The organism is Allolucifera butyrica (genome assembly GCF_900476375.1).
GTDB lineage: Bacteria > Bacillota > Negativicutes > Sporomusales > UPPP01 > Lucifera > Lucifera butyrica.
Genome location: NZ_UPPP01000052.1, coordinates 59,071 through 81,648, shown reverse-complemented (window position 1 = coordinate 81,648; position 22,578 = coordinate 59,071). Strand labels below are relative to the sequence as shown.

Here is a 22,578-nt window from a genome sequence, read left to right as displayed (position 1 = left end):
GAAAAAGCGAATCGTTAAATGGGTAAATGGTAGATAGTAATTGGATTTTGGAAATTGGAGGTTGGAGATTGGGAATGGAAGGAAAAAGTTGGGGGAAAGGTTTCTGGTTTACAGACCACTAGAATAAGGAGAGCCGGTATGACTGAGAAAATGGCGCGGGTTTTGGGGACAATTTACATAACATTTACAGGTGCGCTGCTTTTGGCCGGGTCGCTCTCCTTTTTGGCCGGCGGACATCTTGCCCGCTGGCAGGTTGGCGCAGCGCTGGTTTTGTCTCTGGGATGTTCCTGGACGGCGGTGAAGGCCTACTTTCCGGCCACAGCCGGCCGGATATATCTCCGGCTTACTCTATTGGCCGTGGTATTGGCGGCTGTTTTTGCCGCCGTCAGCGGTTGGGTTTATGATATTTCCTATGATGGACAGGTATATCATCAGGAAGCGGTAATGGAACTGGCCCAAGGCTGGAATCCAGTGACGCATATTCTGGGTTCTCAGGAATCGCCATCAGCGGTTCTTCTGAATCATTATGCGAAGGGTCCCTGGATTTATGCTGCAGCCCTTTATTCAGTTACCGGTAAAATCGAGATAAGTAAAGTGTTTAATTTCCTCTTAATGACGTCTGCTGCCGCTTTTGCTTATGCTGCCTTGCGGCGGAGTGTCGGCCTGACGGGAAAACAAGCCCTTTTCGGTGCGGGCCTTTTAGCCTTGAATCCGGTTAGCCTGTATCAGAGCCTGAGTTTTTATCTGGACGGCCAACTGGCCTCACTTCTCTTATGTTTACTGGCATTGCTTTGTCTCGCGGTATTTGACTATGACCGTTATATTATGGGGAATCTTATTTGGGTTATTATTCTAACGGTTAATGTAAAATTTACCGGCGTGGTATATATCGTGCTGGGAATCGGACTGGCTATGGGTTGGCTGCTTGCGAGCGGCCGTAAACAGGTGGCGGCGGTCCTTGGGAAATCCGCCGCCGCCGGTTTGCTTGCCGGGATTTTGCTTGCCGGTTATAATCCGTATGTCACCAATACGATTTTCTTTGGCCATCCTTTTTATCCTTTATACGGAGCCGGTAAACAGACAATGGATATTATGAGCAGCAACTCTCCGGCGGAATTCCTATCTATGCCTTTCTGGGAAAAAACGGATATTTCTCTCTTTTCCTACAGCGAAAATGAATTGGGTCAAACCCGGCCGGTTCTTAAAATTCCTTTTACCGTAACGACGGCGGAACTGAAACCGTTCCTTTATGGCGCCGACGTCCGGATCGGCGGATTTGGTCCATGGTTTGGCGGTGTTTTGCTGCTGGCCGGTTTGATTCTCGGTGCCGGACTGGTTTATGAACGACAGTCTATGTCGTTAGCCGGCGGGACCTGTTTGGCCGTTTTGGTTACCGTACTTGTTAACCCGGAAGCCTGGTGGGCCCGGTATGTCCCCCAGCTTTGGCTGATTCCTGTACTGATTGTATTGGGCGCCATATCCGCAAAGCACCGGGGCCTGCGCCGGGCCGGACGGCTGACGGCAGTAGTACTGGCGGTCAATATAGCAATGGTGGCTCTGCCTTACGCATTAGGTAACTATTATTGTACTCAGGCCGTGAAAGATCAATTGCAGACCTTGGCCCGGCGATCCTCCCCCCTTGCCGTCTATTTTGGCGATTTTACTTCATTGCGGCTGCGCCTGGAGGAATACCACGTACCTTATGTTGCTTTATCCCGGACGGAGCGGGTGACAAAACAACAGGGCACGGATAGCCTGGAATTGCGCCGGGCTTATCTGGAACAGGTGGAAAAGAATAGAGTAGTGCGCACTTTTTTTTAATGCATTGAGCCTGCTTAAAAAGCGCGTCTACGTTGTTGCGGCTGCGCGTTCTCACTCAACGTACGCCTGAGCACACCTTCGTTCGAATGCTCGCCGCGCCTAGTAGCCACATCTTTTTAAGCAGGCTCGCATTGGAAATTATAATTGTAAGACCGCCCCAAGCGGTCTTTCTTATACGCTGACTCATTGTAAAAAGATGACGAAACTGGCAGGATTTTGGCAAAGATTAGCGAAAGAAGAAAAAAGGAAAGGAGTCTGTGAGCGGGGGTTTTACGAGCATGCCGTCCTATCAAGTAAGGCAGTATAAACTCGAAGATGTGGCGCCCGGTATGGAAGTGGGAACGATTATATCCGAGTGCGGCAAAACAGTATTGTGTGAAGGGACCGTACTGACGGATAACCTGATTGCTATTTTGCAAAATTGGGGTATTACCGAGGTGCCCGTTAAAGAAAAAGTAATAAATCCGGATGAAACGGAGCGAAAAAAAAACTGGATTCAACAGCAGTTTTTCAGCGAATATGAGGATACAGTTATGGCAATCCAGCATTGTTTCGAACAAGTCCGGTTTTTCCGGGAAGTACCCATTATGGAAATGCAGGAACTGGTAGAAAAGACGGTTAATCCGCTAATTGATACAGTGGGAGTGATTAATCACCTCCATCTGGTCCGCCGCTGGAATGAATATACGTTTCATCATTCCGTTGATGTCGGGATTATTGCCGGGGTGCTGGGCAAATGGATGGGCTACCGGGGTGTGGAACTCAAGGATCTCATTTTGAGCGGACTGCTTCATGATATTGGAAAGACCAGAATACCGCTGGAAATTCTCGATAAGCCGGGGCGGTTATCGGACCAGGAAATGACGATCATGAAGCAGCATGCCGCCTATGGTTATGAAATGGTGAAAGATGCGCCGCAACTGCCCATGAGTGTTCGCTGCGGTATCCTGCAGCATCATGAAAGAATGGATGGCAGTGGGTATCCGCACCAATTGTGTGGTGAGCAGATTCACCATTTTGCCAGGATTATTGCTGTGGTGGATATTTATGACGCCATGACTTCCGACCGGGTCTATCATGAGAAAGACAATCCGTTTACTGTTGTGGAAATGATCAGCAATCAGGTATTTGGTCAGCTTGACCCTTTTGTTTGCACTACGTTTTTAAATAATGTACGGGATTATTTTGTGGGTAATGTTGTCCTTTTGAGTGACGGGCGGCAGGCGGAAGTGGTTTATATGGGACCATTCAGGGCATCCCGTCCTGTAGTTAAGACCGAAGACGGCCAGTTTATGGACTTGGAAAAATATAAAGACATTGCAATCATCAAATTGGTGACTACTTAGAAGTAGGGACCTGCCGGGTATGGCAGGTCCTTTTTTAATGTATCAGAATTTATAAATTTTAAAAGCTTGCAAGTTCTTACGGACCAGGGCCTGAGAAAATTGTGAGGAGGTTTTCCCGCGCCCTGAGCCCTGCGCCACGAGCCGAAAAACCGTGTCAGCGGTTTTTCTAACCTCCGTGTTGGTAGGAATTTATCGTAAAATTGCCGAACTATCATAAAGTGAAATTGCAGCCGGCAGGCACGCCGGATAGAGTGGAGAGTAGAGATGCTAAAATTTCGTTTGGTTTACGGGCCGGCGGGGGCGGGAAAAACCCGCTTTTGTTTAACGGAAATCAGGGACAATCTATTGAGGGAGCCGGAGGGAGCACCGTTAATCCTGCTTCTTCCGGAACAGGCCACGTTTCAGGTAGAGCGGGAGCTGGCGGACACTCCCGGTCTTGATGGATTTGCCCGGGCTTACGTATTGGGTTTTCGCCGTCTCGCCCACCGGGTTTTTCTGGAAACGGGCGGCAGTTTACGGCCCCGTATTACCGAAATGGGTAAACGCCTTATTCTGCGCCAATTGCTTTTGGCCAATCGGGAGAAATTGAAAGTATTTCAGCGGGCTGCCAAAGAACGTAATTTTGCGGCTACCCTGGCCGGTCTGATTCAGGAATTTAAGAACTATGGCGTTTCACCGGTGCAGCTTAAGGCGGCGTTGCCCAATTTGCCGCCTTCCCTTCTTGCCGATAAGCTTTGTGATCTGACTCTCATTTTTTCCGGATTGGAGACCTTCCTGCAGGGACGGTATGACGATCCGGAAGATGATTTGCAATTGTTGGCGGAAAAAATACCTCAATCTCTACTACTTAGGGGATCCAGAATATGGGTGGATGGCTTTAGCTGGTTTACGCCACGGGAATATGCTGTTATTAAAAAACTGACGGAAACAGCGGAGGAAGTAACGGTTACTTTATGTATTGACCAGCCCGGGTCGCCATCCCGGCAGTTGGAGACCGACCTGTTTCACCGGCAATGGAATACCCTGCAGAAGCTCAAAGCCATGGTCCGACAGGGCGGCGGTGAATGGACAGAGATCCCGCTAATGGATACAAGGCGGTTTGTGAATCCGTTTATTAACCATTTGGCAAGACAGTTTTTTGTGCTGCCGCTGCTGCCTTATCCGGCTGAGCCGTCCGGCGTTGCGGTGGCGGAAGCGGCCAACCGGCGGACCGAGGTGGAGGGGATGGCCCGGGCGATGATCAGGCTAGCCCGTGAACAAGGCTGGCGCTGGCGGGATATGGCCGTTTTGCTGCGGGATGGGGACAGTTATGGCGATGTCGTGGAAACGGTATTTGCCGACTTTGAGATTCCCTTGTTTAGTGACCGGCACCGGCAGGGAGTGCACCATCCGTTGGCGGAACTGGTGCGGTCGGCGCTGGAAGTTGTGGTGGAAAATTGGAATTACGAGGCTGTATTCCGGACGTTGAAAACGGGTTTTTTTCCGGTGGAACGGGATGAGATTGACCGGCTGGAAAACTATGTGCTGGAATTCGGCATTCGCGGCAATGCCTGGCTGAAGCACGACCGCTGGAATTACGTGCGGCGGTATTCGCTGGAGGAGGATCAGGAGATCAGCAACGGCCAGGAGGAACGGCTGGTGCGGATTCATTCCATCCGCCAGTGTACTGCCGAATTGGTACGATTCTGTGAAAAGCTGCGGGCAGCGGCTACGGTACGGCAGTATACGCTGGCGCTTTACGATTTCCTGGCGGCGCTTCAGGTTCCCGACAGTTTGGTGAAATGGGGCGGATTGGCGGAACAAAAGGGTGACTTGGAACAGAGTAAAGAACATAAACAGGTCTGGGACGGGATTCTGGAACTGTTGGACCAACTGGTGGAAGCATTCGGCGAAACGGAAATTGCCCTTGCGGAGTATGCCGATATTATAAGCGAAGGGCTTGAGGGACTGGAGCTGAGTCTAGTGCCGCCGGGACTTGATTATGTCGCCGTGTCGTCGCTGGAGCGGACTCGCATCGCCAATGCCAGGGCTGTCTTTATTCCGGGAGTAACGGAAGGCATTCTGCCGCAGCGGGCACAAGGGGAAGGAATGATTACCGATGCGGAACGCCAGGAAATGGCGCGTTTGGGAGTGGAAATCGGTCCGGGACAATTATCCAACACCTTTGCGGAACAATTTTTAGTTTATACGGCATTAACCCGGGCCAGCCATTATCTTTGGCTAAGCTACCCGCTGGCCGACAGGGATGGAAAATCGCTGGCACCTTCTTATGTGATAAAGCGGGTGAGGGAACTGGCCGGCGGGTTGCCCGTAACCGGTTTGGCCGTAGAACCGGAACCAGATTGCATTCGGGATTATCTGGTTCATCCCCGGCAAAGCCTGGCCTATCTGGCGACCAGTCTCCGGGTTTATAAGAACGGCGGGGCATTTAGTTCCTTGTGGCGGGATGTTTATAACTGGGCTCGTCAGAACCCGGTATGGCAGCAGAAACTGGCGCAGATAACGGCGGGACTTTTTCATTGTAATCAGGCGGGCGATTTGGACCGGGAACTGGCCCGGTCCCTGTATGTCAGCAAAAATGTTTTGCGGGGCAGTGTCACCCGGTTTGAAAGTTTCCAGGCCTGCCCGTTTAAACATTTTGCGCAATATGGACTAAGTCTGCGGGAACGGGCTATGTTCCGGCTGGAAGCGCCTGACTTCGGTCAGTTTTTGCATGCCGCTCTGAAAGAATTCGGCGAGCGGATCCTGGCGGAAGGGCGCGGATGGGGGAGTCTTGACGAGCGGGAACGGGCAGAGCGGGTAGCCGTCATTATTAAGGAACTGGCCCCTAAACTGCAGAATGAAATTTTACTGAGTTCGGGCCAGTATCGCCATATAACGGGCCGTCTGCAAAAAACGGCGGCTAAGGCGGTAGAGCGTCTGGCGGCGTTTGACCGGGGAAGTTTGTTTAAACCGTTTGCGTTGGAACAAACTTTCGGCGGCGAAGAAGGTTCGTTGCCGCCGCTCGCTTTTTCTCTGCCTGACGGGATCCGGCTGGAACTGGCGGGACGTATTGACCGGCTGGACGCCGCCCTGTATAACGGGCGGGAATATATTCTGATTATTGATTATAAATCCGGTGGTGCCTGGCTGACTCTGCCGGAAGTATACCACGGACTTAAATTGCAGCTTTTAATCTATTTACTGGCGGCTTGCTCCCTGGGATTAAAGGCGGAGAAAGCAGAATATCTGCCTGCCGGAATTTTGTACTTTTTCTTGCGCAATCCCAGTGTTTCGGAACCAGCCTTTTTATCGCCCGCCGAGGTTGAGAAAAAAATTAACCAGGCTCTTAAAATGCCCGGCTGGGTTCTTGATGATCCGGCAGTGGTAAAACAAATTGACGGGATGCTTGCGGGTCCGTCTGAGTTTCTAAAAGTAGGACTGAATAAGGACGGCACGTTTAGCAAGATGTCGCGCCCGTACTTGAAAACGGCGGAGGAATTCCGCCTGCTGTTGGCTCATGCCCGTTTTTTACTGCAAAATACGGCCCGGGGCATTTTGTCTGGCCGGAGCGACATAGCTCCTTACATGCTGGATAAGACAATAGCCTGTACGCATTGTTCGTTTGCCCCGGTTTGTCAATTTGACCTGCTGTTGCCGGAAAATGAATACCGCCAATTGGAGAATAAGGCGGACCCGGTTATTATGAGCGAGTTAGCCGGGAAAGAGGAGGGGTCGATATGACTTGGTCACCGGAACAGTTGGCCGCCATTCAGGCCCGCAACCAAAATGTGCTGGTGGCGGCTGCGGCCGGTTCGGGAAAGACATCGGTCCTGGTGGAACGCATTATTCAAAGAGTGCTGGATACCAGGGAGCCCGTAAATATAGACCGCATGCTGGTAGTGACTTTTACTAACGCCGCCGCGGCCGAGATGCGGGAACGGGTGGAAGCCGCCCTGACCGCCGCTCTGCACTCGCAACCCCGGGCGGCGTATCTGGAACGGCAACTGTTGCTCTTAAGTTCGGCGTCGATCTGCACGATTCATGCTTTTTGTCAAAGTGTAGTCCGGCAGTACTTTCATTTGCTCGATCTTGACCCTAAGTTCCGCATCGGCGAGGAAGGGGAACTCGAATTAATGCGCCTGAGTGTGCTGGAGGAATTATTTGAAGCCAAGTATGCCGCTCAAGATGCGGCATTTCTCCAGTTTGTCGACCACTACGGAGAGGAGAAAAGTGACCAGTCTTTGTATCAGTTGGTGCTGGGACTGTACGAGTATTCCCGCAGTCATCCCTGGCCGCAGGTTTGGCTGGAGAAATTGGCCGCACCGTTTGCTCTGTCTGACGATGCAGATATTGACCATACCCCCTGGTCTACCCTGCTGCGGGACAAATTTATTCTCGAATTGAGCGATGCCAGGCTCCGTTTGGTCCATCTAGCGGCGGAGGCTCAAAAGGAAGGCAATCCGTCCGCCTATGCCAGGACGTTTACCGACGATATTGGCATACTGGATGATTTGTTACTGGCAGCGGGCCGCTCCTGGGAGAGTCTGTACGCGGCTTTGCAGGAAGTACGGTTCAGCCGGCTGGCGCCGGCGGGGAAAGATGTCGCGGAGGAACGGAAGGATTATTTTCAACAGGAACGCAATCAGATCAAAGCGTTGATTAAAGAATATCAGGAGAGCCTGTTTTGCCGTACGGCGGCTGAATTGTTGCAGGATATGCGTTCCATGGCCCCGGTGATACGGACGTTATCCCTTTTGACGGCCGAGTTCGCGGAGAATTTTTCCCAGGCTAAACGGCGCAAAGGCTTGGTTGACTTTAGTGATTTAGAGCACTTCTGTCTGGCTGTTCTGCGGGAGGAGGCCTCATTGACCGGTGAGACCGTTCCTTCGGCCGTAGCCCGGGAGCTCCGGGAGAAGTATCAGGAGGTCATGATTGATGAGTATCAGGATACGAATGAAGTTCAGGAAACCATTTTAAAGCTGGTTTCCCGTCCCGACCGGCCTAATTTATTCATGGTGGGAGATGTGAAACAGAGCATTTACCGCTTCCGGCTGGCTGAACCGGAACTTTTCCTGGCAAAGTACCGGAGTTATCCTGCCGGAGAACGGGGAGAGAACCGGCGTATTGATTTATCCCGCAATTTTCGCAGCCGTCCGGGTATTTTACAGGTTGTTAATTTTTTGTTTCGCCAACTGATGCATCCTGCTGTAGCTGAACTGTCCTACGGGGACGCCGAAAGCCTGCATCCCGGACCGGACTTTCCGTTCACTGAGTACCCTAATTTGGCCGGTGCGGTGGATTTTTATCTGATTGACCGGGAGAATGCTAAAAAAGAAACTGCTGACAGCGATACGACGGCAGAGGAGACAGCGGTAGCGGCGGTGGAAGAACTATCGGGTTTTGAACTGGAAGCGGCTTTAATAATTCGTAAAATGAAGGAATATATGAATCAAAGCCGCCGGGTCTATGATAAAAAGTCCCAGTGCTATCGCCCTTTGGCCTGGAGGGATATGGTGGTTTTGCTACGGTCCGTTCAGAATAAGGCCGGTGTATTGCTGGATTTTATGCGGCGGGAAGGAATCCCAGCTTATGCTGAACTGGAAGGCGGCTATTTCCAGGAGGTAGAGGTCCAGGTTATTCTTTCCTTATTGAGCGTGATTGACAATCCCCGCCAGGATATTCATCTGGCCGGTGTTTTCCGTTCTCCGCTTGTTGGACTTACGGCGGAGGAACTGGCCGGAGTCCGGCTGGCGGAACCCGGCGGTGATTTGTGGGACGCCGTAAAGCAAAAAAGTGCCCAAAATGACGCCGACCATAAGCTGGTGGCCAAACTAAACCGGTTTCTGACCTTGCTCCGGAACTGGCAGGATCTATCCTGCCGCCAGGGTGTGCCGGAATTGATTTGGCGCATTTATCGCGATACGGGTTATTATGAATACGTAGGCGGCATGCCTGGCGGGATGTTCCGCCAGGCTAATCTCAGGGCCATGTACGACCGGGCCCGCCAGTACGAGAGCACCAGTTTCCGCGGTTTGTTCCGCTTTTTGCGGTTTATTGACCGGCTGCGGGATAAAGGCACCGATTTGTCGGTGGCCCGAGCCCTGGGCGAGAGCGAAGATGTGGTGCGTATTATGAGTATTCATAAAAGTAAAGGACTTGAATTTCCGGTCGTGTTTTTGGCGGACCTGGGCAAGCAAATTAATTTACAGGACAGTCGCGGCCTGGTCCTGCGGCATAAAAAACTGGGCGTCGGTCCCTATGCCACGTTTCCGGAACTGCGGCTTAGGTATCCTACCCTCGCCCGCTATGGTATTGCCTGGAAGCTGACGCTGGAGACCAAAGCAGAAGAACTGCGTATCCTCTATGTTGCCATGACCCGGGCCAGGGAGAAACTGGTGCTGATCGGATCAGCCGGCAAGCTGTCCGGTAAGTGCGCCAAATGGCGTTATGGCGCCGGCTGCCGGAATCCGGTGTTGCCGGCCGCTCTGATTGCCGGTGCCAGAACTTATTTGGATTGGCTGTGCCCGGCAGTCATGCGTCACGCCGACGGCAAAGAATTGCGGGCTTATGGCGGGGACAGCAGGGAAGAGGACTGGTGTATGGCGGATGCGGACGGCGTTCACTGGGGTGTGCAGATTATCCAGGCCGATGATATCCGGCTGCCCGAGGCGGCAGCGGCGTCTACCGATGAACTGCTGGAAAAGGTGCGCCGGCTGGAACCCTTGGAGGAAGCGGTGGGAACGGCCTGGGTGGAAGAAATTTTGAGCTGGCGGTATGCCTGTGGTCAGGCTGTGGGTAAACCCGCCAAGCTGTCCGTAACGGAAATGAAACGGCGTTTTGAGGTGTCGTATGAGGGGGACAGCCGGCCGGTACTGGCGGAATCCTCATTGCAAACCCGGCCCCGGTTTATTCAGCAGAAAAGTAAACTGACGGCAACAGAGACCGGTGTGTTAATGCATACCGTAATGCAGCACCTCCGTTTGGAACAGGGAATTACGGCGGAGAGGCTGCAGGCGCAATTGGAGGAAATGGTGGCACGGGAGATTTTGCTGCCGGAGTATTTGTCCGCCGTGGACCAGACGGCAATTCTCGCCTTTTTTACCCGGCCGCTGGGACGGCGTCTGTTGGCGGCACGAAATGTGCGGCGGGAAGTTCCTTTTAGTTTTATGCTGCCGGCAGAACGTTTTTATCCGGAGTTGACCGGCTACGGCGAAAGAATTTTTATTCAGGGTGTCATTGACTGTCTTTTCCGGGAAGAAGACGGACTGGTGCTTGTGGACTATAAGACCGACCGCCGGCAAGGCGCTGCCGAATTAAGGGATAAATACGCTTTGCAGCTCAGCATTTATGGGGAAGCGGCCGAGTCCATACTAAAGGAAAAAGTGAAGGAAAAATATCTTTATGTGTTCAGTACGGGGGAAGCCATACGGATCGGGTCCGATGGTGAATGCCCTTCTTGGGTTTCGGACTGACGGGCATTAAGGGGAACAATTAAAGCTTGGCTTCCAGCCAAGCTTTAATTGTTGAGTACATTATTAATGAATTTAAAAACCAGGTCAGGGTCGAACTGGCGTCCCGCGCCGCGGATCAGTTCCGCAATCGCATCTTCCCGCGATAAGGCCTTGCGGTAGGGACGCTCATTGGTCATGGCGTCATAGGCATCGGCAATCGACAGAATACGGCATTCCAGCGGGATGTCCTTTTCTTTGAGTCCCAGCGGGTATCCTTTGCCATTCCACCATTCATGATGTTTAAGGATCCAGCCGGCGATATGGGATAGATCCGCAGCGGCGCAGGCGATGCGGTGGCCGATTTCCGCGTGGCGCTGCATTTCGATCTTTTCTTCCGGCGTCAGGGGCGCCGGTTTAAAGAGAATCCGGTCGGGAATGCCCACTTTGCCGATATCATGAAATTTGGCCAATAAACAAAGGTCGGCTATTTTTTGCCGGGGCAGTTCCAGGGAGAGACCTAGGTTGGCGACAAATTCCTGCAGACGGTTGGCATGCCCTTCCGTAATAAAATCCCGGGCTTCCAAAAGCTTCATTACCGTTTCGACGGTGGTATTGCGACTGGTCTGCTTACGCAACAGTTTCTCCCGGTACATTTTATTATCTGCTTCTTTGAACAGGATTTTTAAATCTTTCAGACAATGGCTGCTGACGGCAAAACCGATAGAAATGCTTAAGTGATGCCCGTGATTTTTAACGTTGTAATTCGTAATGGCATTGCGGATACGGCGGCAAATACTTTCGACAACAGGAACCGGGGCATGCGGCAGAATAATGGCAAATTCGTCACCGCCAATGCGGGCTAGTACGTCATCATTCCGTAAAGAGTTTTTGATGATTTTGGCGGCTTGCAGCAGGAGCTCGTCGCCGGTGGCATGCCCCAAAGTATCGTTAGCCAGCTTGAGGCCGTCCATATCGCAGACAATGATGCCGAGAGGCTGGCAGGGATCGGCAGTCAGCCGTTGCAATTCTTCTTCAAAAAAGGCGCGATTATAAAGACCGGTCAGGGAATCATGCCAGCTAAGATACTTAAGCTGATTTTCCATCTGCTTCCGGTCGGTTATGTCACGAATAATCGACAATACGCTGTCCGGTCCCGATGGGACGAGACGGGCTTCCCATTCGTGGTGGCTGCCGTGAATGGGAAATTGAAATTCAAAAGACTGGGCCTGTCCGGTTACCAGCGTTTTATGAACAAAATGCATGATTTGGCCGGCAAGGGGGGGGGGAAGAACGTGATTAATATTTTGCTGAATCACTTCCGCGGCGGGATTAAAAAAATCAAAATGGTTCCGGGTTTTGAAGTCATTGAATAGACCGGCTTTGTTGATTTCAAACATTAAGTCGGGGATGGCATTAATCAGGGCCTGATTTCTGGTCTGGACCCGGCGCAGGGACTGCTCGGCCCGCTTTCTCGGCGTAATGTCGCGGGCCGTGCAGATAAGAAAATGTCGGTCCTGAAAGGTCAGCAGGCTGGCGCTAATCTCGGCGGGCCGCTTAATACCGGTTTTGGTGAGAAAGGTAATTTCACCGCTAACCGTTTTTTGTAAAAGCAGCTTCTTTAAAAGATTATCAAGGGAAGAAAGATCGGTTTTGACGGTCTCTAGCGGATGCAGCCCCAGGAGTTCCGCTTCGGTGTATTCCAATTTTGTACAGGCCATATGATTTGCCCGGATAAACCGCTTTAGGCGGCCATTTTTATCGATTTCGCATACAACCGTTGCGTCGGCGCTTTGTTCAAATAGTAATTGGTAAAAAACAGTGAGACCTTGTTCTTCCGACACAATGCTAGAATCATACGGCATATAACATCCGCCCTTCGTGAAAACAAAGTGAAAATAGGATATATCGGACATTTCTTCGTCGCAGGATAATTTTTTCCTGCTAAATTTTTCCACGGTTTTAAGTATTCACAGAAAAAGGGAACGACTCCGGAATTTATCCGGAGCCGTTCCTTAAGAAAATCGCTTGCGGACGGGTTTTCCGTATCCTAAGTCCGCGGAAAGTAAGAGGATCGCTAAAACCGCGCTAGCGGTTTTTCTTATTTAGTGCCGCCGGTATTTTCAGCACCGCTAATGGCCGCCTGAGCAGCCGCCAGCCGGGCGATCGGCACCCGGTAGGGGGAGCAGCTGACAAAGTCCAAACTAATCATGTGGCAAAATTCCACAGAACTGGGTTCACCGCCGTGTTCGCCACAGATACCGATTAAGAGACCCGGACGGGTTTTGCGGCCTCCTTCGACGGCTTGCTTCATCAGTTTGCCCACCCCTTTGCGGTCAAGAGTGATAAAGGGATTTTCCTTCAGTATTTTAGCTTCCAGATAATGCGTGAGGAATTTGCCTTCCGCATCGTCACGGCTAAAGCCTAAGGTGGTTTGGGTCAGGTCGTTGGTACCGAAGCTGAAGAATTCGGCGACCTCCGCCAATTCATCGGCGAGAAGCGCCGCCCGGGGCAGTTCGATCATGGTGCCGGAGACATAATGGAAGGATACTCCGTATTCAGCCATGACTTCTTTAGCAATAATATCAATCCGTTCCTTGAAGAACTTCATTTCCGATATATCAATGGTTAGCGGAATTTCTACTTCCGGCAGAACTTTGCAGCCTTCTTTGACCAACCGGGCACTAGCATTAAAGATGGCCCGGATTTGCATTTCGTAGACTTCCGGGAAGGTAATACCTAAACGGCAGCCGCGATGACCGAGCATCGGGTTGAATTCGTGCAAGGAGCGTACTTTTTTCAGCAGCATTTCCTTTTCTTCCAGCCGGGCCGGATCATTGCGGGTAATTTTAAGTTCCGTCGTTTCCACGAGCAGTTCTTCCAGACTCGGCAGGAATTCGTGCAGCGGCGGGTCTAAGAGACGGATACAGACGGGATAGCCCTGCATTTCTTTCAGAATGCCATAGAAATCTCCCTCCTGCATCGGCAACAGATGGGAAAGAGCCTCCTGGCGGTCTTCCAGCGTTTCGGCCAGGATCATTTTTTGTACGTAAGGTAAACGGTCCTGTCCCATAAACATATGCTCGGTACGGGTCAGACCAATGCCCTCGGCACCAAATTCGCGCGCTTTGCGGGCGTCTTCCGGAGTATCGGCGTTGGCCCGGATTCCCAGCCGTTTAACCTGGTCGCCCCATTCCAGGATAGTAAGATATTCTTTGGATAATTCCGGATCTTTTAATGTAACCGAGCCGAGAATGACCCGGCCGGTAGCACCGTCGATTGAAATTAGGTCGCCCTCGTTGACAATGGTATTGCCTACGGCGAAGATTTTGCGGTCATAGTCAATTTTCATAGCCTCACAGCCGCAGACGCATGGTTTGCCCATACCACGGGCTACAACGGCAGCATGGCTGGTCATGCCGCCACGGCTGGTAAGAATGCCTTGCGCGGCAATAATACCGTGAATATCATCGGGAGTGGTTTCCGTTCTGACTAAAAGAACTTTTTGACCGGCTTTACCCAGGCGCTCGGCTTCGTCGGCATCAAAAACGACGGAACCGGAAGCAGCACCGGGAGAGGCGGGCAAGCCTTTGGCCAGGACATTCAGTTCCACTTTGGCGTCGATCTGGCGGTGAAGCAACTGGTCAAGCTGACCCGGCTCGACCATCATAAGGGCTTCTTCTTTCGAAATAAGACCTTCCTGAACCATATCATAGGCAACTTTTACGGCCGCCTGGGCGGTGCGTTTGCCGTTACGGGTTTGCAACATGTATAGTTTGCTCCGCTCAATGGTAAATTCCAGGTCTTGCATATTTCTGTAATGTCTCTCCAATAAATAGGCTGTCTTTTTAAACTGCTCAAAGACGGCAGGCATTTCTCCCTGCAGCTTGGCGATCGGCTGCGGGGTGCGGATGCCCGCTACGACATCTTCCCCCTGGGCGTTGGTCAAGTATTCACCGTAGAGTATATTTTCACCGGTGGAGGGGTTGCGGGTGAAGGCTACACCGGTACCGCAGTCATTGCCCATATTGCCGAACACCATGGATTGAACATTGACGGCTGTACCCAGGTCATGAGAAATTTTATGTAAGTTCCGGTAAATGATGGCCCGGTCGTTGTTCCAGGAGCGAAAAACGGCTTCAATGGCCATCGTCAGCTGTTCCATGGGGTCTTCGGGGAAGGGGCGGTCCTCTTTTTCCTGGACAAGGTCCTTATAATCATTGATGATTTGACGCAGGGATTCGGCCGAAAGCTGCTGGTCATAGCTCACACCCTGCTCTTCCTTTTGCCGGGCGAGAATATATTCAAATTCATGTTTGGGAATTTCCAAAACCACATCGCTAAACATTTGGATGAAACGGCGGTACGCATCATATGCGAAACGCGGGTTGTCGGTCGCTTTGGCCAGCCCGCTGACTGTTTGTTCATTTAACCCCAGGTTCAGGATGGTATCCATCATACCGGGCATAGAGAACATGGCGCCGGAACGAACGGAAACCAGCAGGGGGTTTTCGGGATCACCGAATTTTTTGCCGGCTTTTTCTTCGATATACAACAGTTTTTCTTTTACTTCCTGCATCAGATTTGCCGGAAATTTGCGGCCCAAACGGTAATATTCCTTGCATACTTCCGTGGTAATGGTCATGCCGGGGGGAACGGGAAGGCCAATATTGGTCATCTCGGCCAGATTAGCGCCTTTACCTCCTAACAGGGCTTTCATATCAGCCCGGCCTTCATGAAAAAGGTAAACATTTTTACTCATTTTTTTTAGCTCCCTTCCGATAAAAATCCAATACTTTCGCTGCAGTTTCCTCGACAGCTCTGTTGGTTACATCAACGACAGGACAGCCAATTTTACGCATAATCGAAGCTGCATAATCCAACTCCATTAAAATCCGTTCCCAGTTAGCGTAATCATCCGTTTGGGACAAACCCATGGTTTTCAGGCGCTCTTTCCGGATTTCAAACAAATGGGAAGGCTTAATGGTAAGTCCGACTACTTTACGTGCGACCTTAAATAACTCTTCCGGTGGATTGACCTCGGGAACCAACGGTACGTTGGCTGCTTTAATACCCTTATGGGCCAGATACATGCACAGAGGAGTCTTCGACGTCCGGGAAATGCCGGTAACGACGATATCAGCCCGCAATACTCCATGAGGTTCTTTGCCGTCGTCATATTTAACCGCAAATTCAATAGCTTCTACCTTGGAAAAGTAAGTTTCATCCAATTTTCGGATCAGACCGGGTTCATTTTTGGGACTTATATGAGTGACACTTTGCAGCGCGTTCATAACGGGACCCATAATGTCCGCGTGAATCAGTCCGTATTCCCGGGCAGTCCTTTCTAAAAAGCTTTTCAGATCCTGATGTACCAGCGTGTATACAATGGCAGCCCCTACTTCTGACGCATCCGTTAATGCTTTTTCCACCTCCCGTATGGTTTTTAAGTAAGGTGCCCTTCGTATGTCAACCAGACCATGATCAAACTGGCTGGCGGCGGCTTTGACCACTGCTTCGCCCGTTTCGCCGATCGAGTCTGAAAGGACATAGATGACCGGTACCTTTGTTGAATTCGAGCTAATAAGTAATTCCTCCTTTGGCACCATATTCCAAAAAATTCATATGGAATATTATACCATATAATTAGGGAAAATGGTTAATAATTTTCTGATATTTTAATTATTTCTTTAAGAGTTTCGTCCAGTATAGTAAGGCTCGGAAGAATTGCCGGCGGGAGGAATCACCGGTGGAATGTCGAATTCTCCTACCATCAACCGTTGGCGCGGTCTTTCGGCTCGTGGTACAGGGATCAGGGAAACAAGGGAGTGATTAAGGTGCGGTTGGTTTGGCAGCAGCGGGTAACCGGCTTTTGTATATTTTTATTATTGTTTATCAACCTGGGGATTTTGCCGCAAGCTCACGCCGGCATCATTAGTGAAAAGGACGAAATTTCCATGGGCCGCGATGCGGCCAAGCAGTTGGAGAAAGAGTACGGCTTAGTGAACGATGCCGCCTTGCAGGAGCGGGTCAGTAACATTGGCCGGCGCCTTGTGGCCGTGTGCGACCGCCCTAACCTGCCGTATACCTTTAAAGTGCTTAATTCGAAAGAAGTCAATGCCTTGTCGCTGCCGGGCGGTTTCATTTACGTATTTAAAGGGTTAGTGGATTTGATGCCTTCCGACGATGAATTGGCCGGAGTGTTGGGCCACGAACTGGGGCATGCGGTCAAGCGGCATGTGGTAAAACAGATTGAAAAAAGTCTGGGTATGAACCTTTTATTTATCGCAGCCTTCGGTGACCGCGGCGTTTTTCTGCAAAGCCTGGTTATGCAGGCCATTACCGCCGGTTACAGCCGCGAAGACGAACGGGAAGCCGACCGCCTGGGGTTTCTCCAGTCGTTTAAAGCCGGCTATAATCCTTATAGTATGATGATTGGTCTGCAAAAGTTGTCCGAAATGGATCAAAAGTATCATTACGATCTGTTTTCGGACCACCCCGAGGGCAAAGCCAGGATCGCGCTGGTGGCGGGTTACATGAAGGAGGCAAACATCCACCCCATGGTAGTCCAAACCGACCAAGGGGCGCAAATTGTGGACGGTAATTGGAGCTTGCCGCCGCTGACGACGGATTACGGCGGTTATAAGGCGCTTTATCGGGCAGAGCTGATTGCCGGCCGGTTGTATCGCCTGACCCAGTTGCCCGATTTGAACCCTGATGAATTAATTTTGGATTCGGATGGCGTTGGAACTTTGACCATTTATTACGATGACCAGGCCATCGGTACCCTGACCGATCAGGATGCGGCAGCTGCCGGTACGGGCCTGATGGAACTTGGTGATACTTACATACAAAAACTGAAAGAATGGGCGGCCCGGCAAAAAACGGCGCAATAACAGATTAGACAGTCTCCTTAAGTTGGGAGGCTGTTTTTTTCATAATAAGGTTTCTTAGTTAGATGTGTTTCAAGTAGTTGTCTGGTTTACCCCGTATGTACAGATGGGATTTTTGTTTTTTTTTAAGGGGGACGTCTTTTTTACTACTTAACGGAATATGCATGATAGTAACAATTCCAACCATGAGAAAGGGGAAAAGGGAGCGGTATGCTCAGAAAAGAGTGTGTGGCTATGTTATTGGCAGGCGGTCAAGGCAGCAGACTGGGATGTCTTACCCGGAGACTGGCGAAACCGGCCGTGCCGTTTGGCGGTAAATACCGGATTATTGATTTTGCCCTGAGTAATTGTTACAATTCGGGCCTTGATACGGTTGGCGTATTGACCCAGTATCAGCCGTTGACGCTGCATTCTTATATTGGAATCGGTACTTCCTGGGATCTGGACCGGAAGAACGGCGGTGTTTTTGTATTGCCTCCTTATTTAAAAGATAAAGGGGGTGAGTGGTACCGCGGCACTGCCGATGCCATCTGTCAAAACATGAATTTTCTCGAATTATTTCGGCCTGAGTATGTACTGGTTTTGTCCGGGGACCACATTTACAAGATGGATTATTCCCTTATGCTGGATTACCATAAGGAAAGCCGGGCAGAGGCGACGATTGCCGTAATTGAAGTGCCCTGGGAGGAAGCATCCCGTTTTGGAATTATGAATGCCGGGCCGGACGGAAGAATCAGGGAATTTGCGGAAAAGCCCCAAAGCCCCCAAAGCAATCTGGCGTCAATGGGGGTATATATTTTTACCTGGGACGTTTTGCGGCATTATTTGCAGGAAGATGTCCAGGACAAACAGTCGAGCCACGATTTTGGCAAGAACATAATTCCCAAAATGCTTTTCGACGGAAGAGTTTTGAACGCCTATCATTTCGACGGCTACTGGAAAGACGTGGGGACGGTGGAGAGCTTTTGGGAGGCCAATATGGACCTGTTAAAGGATGAATCTCAATTGGATCTTTATGACCCTGCCTGGCCTATTTATTCCGTCAATTCAGCCCGTCCGCCCCATTTTGTAGCCGAAACCGCTAAGATCGCTTGTTCATTGATTGGTGAAGGCTGCCTGGTGCAGGGGACAGTGGAGCGCTCGGTATTGTTTCCCGGCGTACAAATCGGTCCGGAAGCTACGGTTAAAGATTCGGTAGTAATGCCATATGCCCGCATTGGTGCCGGCGCGCAGGTGATCCGGGCCATTGTGGGACGCAGGAGCGTTGTGGAAGAAGGATGTAGGGTGGGTTCGGAAATTGCTGCCATGCCTATCGCGGTCATTGAGGAAGGTGCCAGGATTTGCCGGGAAGGGAGCAGGGAAGCGTGAAAGACGTCATGGGTATTATTAATCTTAATGAGGAAGAAGAATTTTTCCGGGAGTTGACCGAGCATCGGCCGGTAGCCGCCGTACCGTTTGGCGGCCGCTACCGCTTAATCGATTTTATTTTATCCAATATGATCAATTCCGGTATTCCTAATGTAGGGATCCTTGTGAAAAAGGAAAATGACCGTTCGCTGATGGACCACCTTCGTTCAGGCAAGGAATGGGACCTGGCCAGGAAGCGGGACGGTTTATTTTTGTTGCCGCCCGGCCATTCCCACTCTAACAGCGGGATTATGCCGGGTGATCTGCGTCATTTTTATACTCATTTTGATTATATTCAAAAAAGCCGGCAGAAGTATGTGATTATCGGTTCCAGCAATATGATTGCCAATATGGATTTCCGGCCCGTATTTCAGTATCATTTGCAACAAAAGGCGGATGTGACTCTGCTGTATAAAACAATGCTGCCGGATGCTGATTTTATGAACTGCACATCCGTTAAGATTGCGGCGGACGGCAGGGTTACCGGCATGGAACTGCACCCTTTGCGAATTATCAGTCACAACATTGCCATGGGAATGTATATTATGGAGAAGGCTGTGCTGCTAAATCTGATCGATGCCGCCATTTCCCGCGGCGGCAGTGATTTTGTCCGCGACGGAATTATGCGGAATCTGGACCAATTTAAAGTTCTCGGGTATGCCCACGAAGGCTATATGGCCCGCATCCACTCGGTACGGAGTTATTATCAGCAGAGTATGGCCCTCCTGGAGACCGATATCTGGCGTAATTTATTTACTCGCCCCGGACTGATTTACACCAAGGTGAAGGATGAGGCGCCGGCTAGATACAAGGATACTTCCCGCGTTAAAAAATCCTTGATTGCCGACGGCAGTGTTATTGAAGGGCAAGTCGAGAACAGTATTTTATTCCGGGCGGTAAAAGTCCATAAGGGGGCAGTAATCAGAAACAGCATTCTTATGCAAAAGGTGGATGTCGGTGAAAATGCCGCTCTGGAAAACATGATCTGCGATAAGGAAGTGTATATAACAGCCGGCAAAAAGCTACGGGGAGAAATTAATTTTCCCCTGGTAGTCCGCAAAGGAATGGTGGTATAGGACAGCATACGGGAGGGGTTTTGTGAATCTGGATAAAGAGGCATTTAAACAAGCATTTATTGAGAAGCTGCAAACCATGTACGGCAAAAGCATTGAAGGAGCTTCTTCCCTGGATCGGTACACGACGTTGTGCAGTGTGGTCCGGGATTATATGTGTAAGAAATGGATTCTGACCAATCAACAGTATGAGGCCCGCAGTGAAAAGCAGATTTATTATTTTTCCATAGAGTTTTTACTGGGGCGGCTGCTGAGTTCCAATTTACTGAATCTGAACATCCGGGAACGCTGCCGGGAAGCGCTGGGCGAATTAGGCATCAACCTGGGTGAATTGGAAAATATGGAACCTGACGCCGGCCTGGGAAACGGGGGGCTGGGAAGACTGGCCGCCTGTTTCCTTGATTCTATGGCCTCGCGCCATCTGCCGGGGCATGGCTGCGGTATCCGGTACAAATATGGGCTATTCGAACAAAAAATTATCGATGGGCATCAAGTGGAATTACCTGATAATTGGCTGAAGGACGGTTATGCCTGGGAAATCCGCAAGGCCGACCGGTCGGTGGAAGTCCGTTTTGGCGGGCAGGTGCGAACGGAAACAATCAAGGGAAGACTAACTTATTTTCATGAAAATTACGAGCCCGTTTTGGCCGTTCCTTATGATATTCCCATAGCCGGCTACCAGAACGACACGGTAAATACCCTGTGCTTGTGGAGTGCGGAATCGATTAATGCCGGTTCTGATTATTCCTCCTTTAACCGGGGCGATTATTTGAAGACGGTGGAATACAAGTCGGCAGTGGAGTCCATATCGCATATTTTGTATCCCGACGACCGCTATCCAGGCGGCATGGTTCTCCGGTTAAAGCAGGAATATTTTTTTGTTTCGGCAGGGCTGCAGCGAATCATTCGCCATTACAAGGCCAGGCACGGGACTTTAAGTGATTTCGCCGATAAGGTGGCGATACACATTAATGATACCCATCCGGCGTTGGCCATTCCGGAAATGCTGCGCATCCTGATTGATGAAGAGGGAATGGATTGGGATGAGGCCTGGGAAATAACGAGCAACACCATGTCATATACCAATCACACGATTTTGCCCGAGGCGCTGGAAAAATGGCCCGTAGATATGTTTAAAGCCTTATTGCCGCGCATTTATCTGCTTGTAAATGAAATCAACGAGCGCTTTTGCCGTAAATTGTGGGAGCGGTATCCCGGGGATTGGAGCAAGATCGCCTCGATGGCCATTATCTCCTACGGTTATGTCCATATGGCGCATTTGGCCGTCGCCGGCAGTTACAGTGTCAATGGCGTAGCTAAAATTCATACGGAAATATTAAAAAAACAGGTTATGCGTCATTTTCACGAATTTTATCCTCGCAAATTTAATAATAAGACCAACGGGGTAACTCACCGGCGGTGGCTTTTAAATGCCAATCCGCAATTGGCGGGATTAATCACCGAAGCCATCGGACCAAGCTGGATTTATCATCCCACCGATCTGGGGCAGTTGCAAAAGTATGCCGGTGACAGCCTGTTTCAGGAACAGTTTGCCGGAATCAAGAAGAAGAATAAAGAAGATCTGGGACGGTTTATCCGGGAAAAGCTGGGGGTGGCTGTCGATCCCGCCTCGATTTTTGATGTACAGGTAAAACGCATTCATGCCTATAAACGGCAGGTACTGAATGTGCTTCACATTATGGATTTATATAACCGGCTAAAGGTCAATCCGAATCTTGATATTGTGCCGCGGACCTTTATTTTTGCCGGCAAGGCGGCTCCCGGCTATATTTACGCGAAACAAATCATTAAGCTGATTACCACCCTGGCGGCTGTGGTAAATAATGACCCAGGCATTGGTGATAAGCTAAAAGTAGTATTTTTGGAAAACTACAGCGTATCTTTGGCGGAGATGATTATTCCGGCGGCCGACGTTAGCGAGCAGATATCCGCCGCCAGCCGGGAAGCCTCGGGAACCGGCAATATGAAGTTCATGCTGAATGGCGCAGTTACCATCGGTACCTTGGATGGAGCCAATATTGAAATGCGGGCGGAAATGGGCGAAAATAATATAATTATTTTTGGTCTCACGGCGGATCAGGTTCTTGCTTATTATCAAAACGGCGGCTATAAATCCCAGGATGAGTATTTGTCCAATCCCCGCATCCGGACGGTGGTCGACCAGCTGGCCTGCGGATTATCAGCCGGTCCGGAAGAATTTAAAGATATTTATGACTCCCTGCTGTACTACAACGATGAATATTTTGTCCTGAAAGATTTTCCCGCCTATGCGGCGGCTCAATCCAAGGTGGACAGTTTATTTCAAAGGCGTCGGGAATGGCTGTCTATGGCAATTTCCAATACGGCTCAGGCCGGCCGTTTTTCCAGTGACCGCACCATATCGGAGTATGCTATTGGTATATGGAAAATTAAACCGGTCATTATTGTGGACTGGGATGATATCGATTTGTGGAATAAAAAATAAGGCGAAAGACCGCAGCAGCGGTCTTTCTTAATTTTTGAATGGCAAAAATTTTGTTTTGGTTAAAAATATGACATAAAGTAGTGTTTGAGTGTACAGAATATGAAATGAAGATACTAATAAGGA

The 22,578-nt window shown here is 50.4% G+C and carries 11 protein-coding genes; 8 read left to right on the top strand and 3 right to left on the bottom strand.

The window, feature by feature from the left end; genetic code table 11:
• The first annotated feature begins 138 nt into the window (after window positions 1-138).
• From LUCIF_RS01285 to addA, 4 genes are all read left to right on the top strand, one after another.
• Complete coding sequence (locus LUCIF_RS01285) at window positions 139-1,821, top strand: hypothetical protein (protein ID WP_122626065.1); 1,683 nt, start codon at window positions 139-141, stop codon at window positions 1,819-1,821.
• 278 nt (window positions 1,822-2,099) lie between these two features.
• A complete protein-coding gene (locus LUCIF_RS01280) occupies window positions 2,100-3,167 on the top strand; it encodes an HD-GYP domain-containing protein (RefSeq protein ID WP_126720556.1) in 1,068 nt (355 codons plus the stop codon).
• Between the two features lie 264 nt (window positions 3,168-3,431).
• Window positions 3,432-6,890: a helicase-exonuclease AddAB subunit AddB gene (gene addB / locus LUCIF_RS01275; RefSeq protein ID WP_122626063.1), complete on the top strand. Its 3,459-nt coding sequence runs from the start codon at window positions 3,432-3,434 to the stop codon at window positions 6,888-6,890.
• Window positions 6,887-10,621, top strand: coding sequence for a helicase-exonuclease AddAB subunit AddA (gene addA / locus LUCIF_RS01270; protein ID WP_122626062.1), 3,735 nt, complete (start codon window positions 6,887-6,889; stop codon window positions 10,619-10,621). The genes addB and addA overlap by 4 nt, the downstream gene beginning before the upstream one ends.
• 44 nt (window positions 10,622-10,665) lie before the next feature.
• Here the strand turns inward: addA and LUCIF_RS01265 are convergent, their stop codons facing one another.
• From LUCIF_RS01265 to LUCIF_RS01255, 3 genes are all read right to left on the bottom strand, one after another.
• On the bottom strand, window positions 10,666-12,462 hold the full coding sequence (locus LUCIF_RS01265) for a diguanylate cyclase domain-containing protein (protein WP_165865836.1): 1,797 nt from the start codon (window positions 12,460-12,462) through the stop codon (window positions 10,666-10,668).
• Between the two features lie 236 nt (window positions 12,463-12,698).
• Window positions 12,699-15,359 carry a pyruvate, phosphate dikinase gene (gene ppdK, locus LUCIF_RS01260; protein ID WP_122626060.1) on the bottom strand — a complete coding sequence of 887 codons (2,661 nt, stop codon included), beginning with the start codon at window positions 15,357-15,359 and terminating at the stop codon, window positions 12,699-12,701.
• Window positions 15,352-16,206, bottom strand: coding sequence for a pyruvate, water dikinase regulatory protein (locus LUCIF_RS01255; RefSeq protein ID WP_122626059.1), 855 nt, complete (start codon window positions 16,204-16,206; stop codon window positions 15,352-15,354). The genes ppdK and LUCIF_RS01255 overlap by 8 nt, the downstream gene beginning before the upstream one ends.
• Before the next feature lie 228 nt (window positions 16,207-16,434).
• On the opposite strand from LUCIF_RS01255, the gene LUCIF_RS01250 reads away from it, so the two are divergent.
• The 4 genes from LUCIF_RS01250 (at window position 16,435) to LUCIF_RS01235 (ending at window position 22,455) form a co-directional block, all read left to right on the top strand.
• Window positions 16,435-17,493 carry a M48 family metallopeptidase gene (locus LUCIF_RS01250; RefSeq protein ID WP_207856798.1) on the top strand — a complete coding sequence of 353 codons (1,059 nt, stop codon included), beginning with the start codon at window positions 16,435-16,437 and terminating at the stop codon, window positions 17,491-17,493.
• A gap of 207 nt (window positions 17,494-17,700) precedes the next feature.
• Window positions 17,701-18,858 carry a glucose-1-phosphate adenylyltransferase gene (locus LUCIF_RS01245; protein ID WP_122626058.1) on the top strand — a complete coding sequence of 386 codons (1,158 nt, stop codon included), beginning with the start codon at window positions 17,701-17,703 and terminating at the stop codon, window positions 18,856-18,858.
• Window positions 18,855-19,973: a glucose-1-phosphate adenylyltransferase subunit GlgD gene (gene glgD / locus LUCIF_RS01240; protein WP_122626057.1), complete on the top strand. Its 1,119-nt coding sequence runs from the start codon at window positions 18,855-18,857 to the stop codon at window positions 19,971-19,973. Before LUCIF_RS01245 ends, glgD begins: the two co-directional genes overlap by 4 nt.
• A 22-nt stretch (window positions 19,974-19,995) precedes the next feature.
• The gene (locus tag LUCIF_RS01235) at window positions 19,996-22,455 is read left to right on the top strand and encodes a glycogen/starch/alpha-glucan phosphorylase (protein ID WP_122626056.1); all 2,460 of its coding nucleotides are present in this window, start codon (window positions 19,996-19,998) and stop codon (window positions 22,453-22,455) included.
• Window positions 22,456-22,578 lie beyond the last annotated feature (123 nt).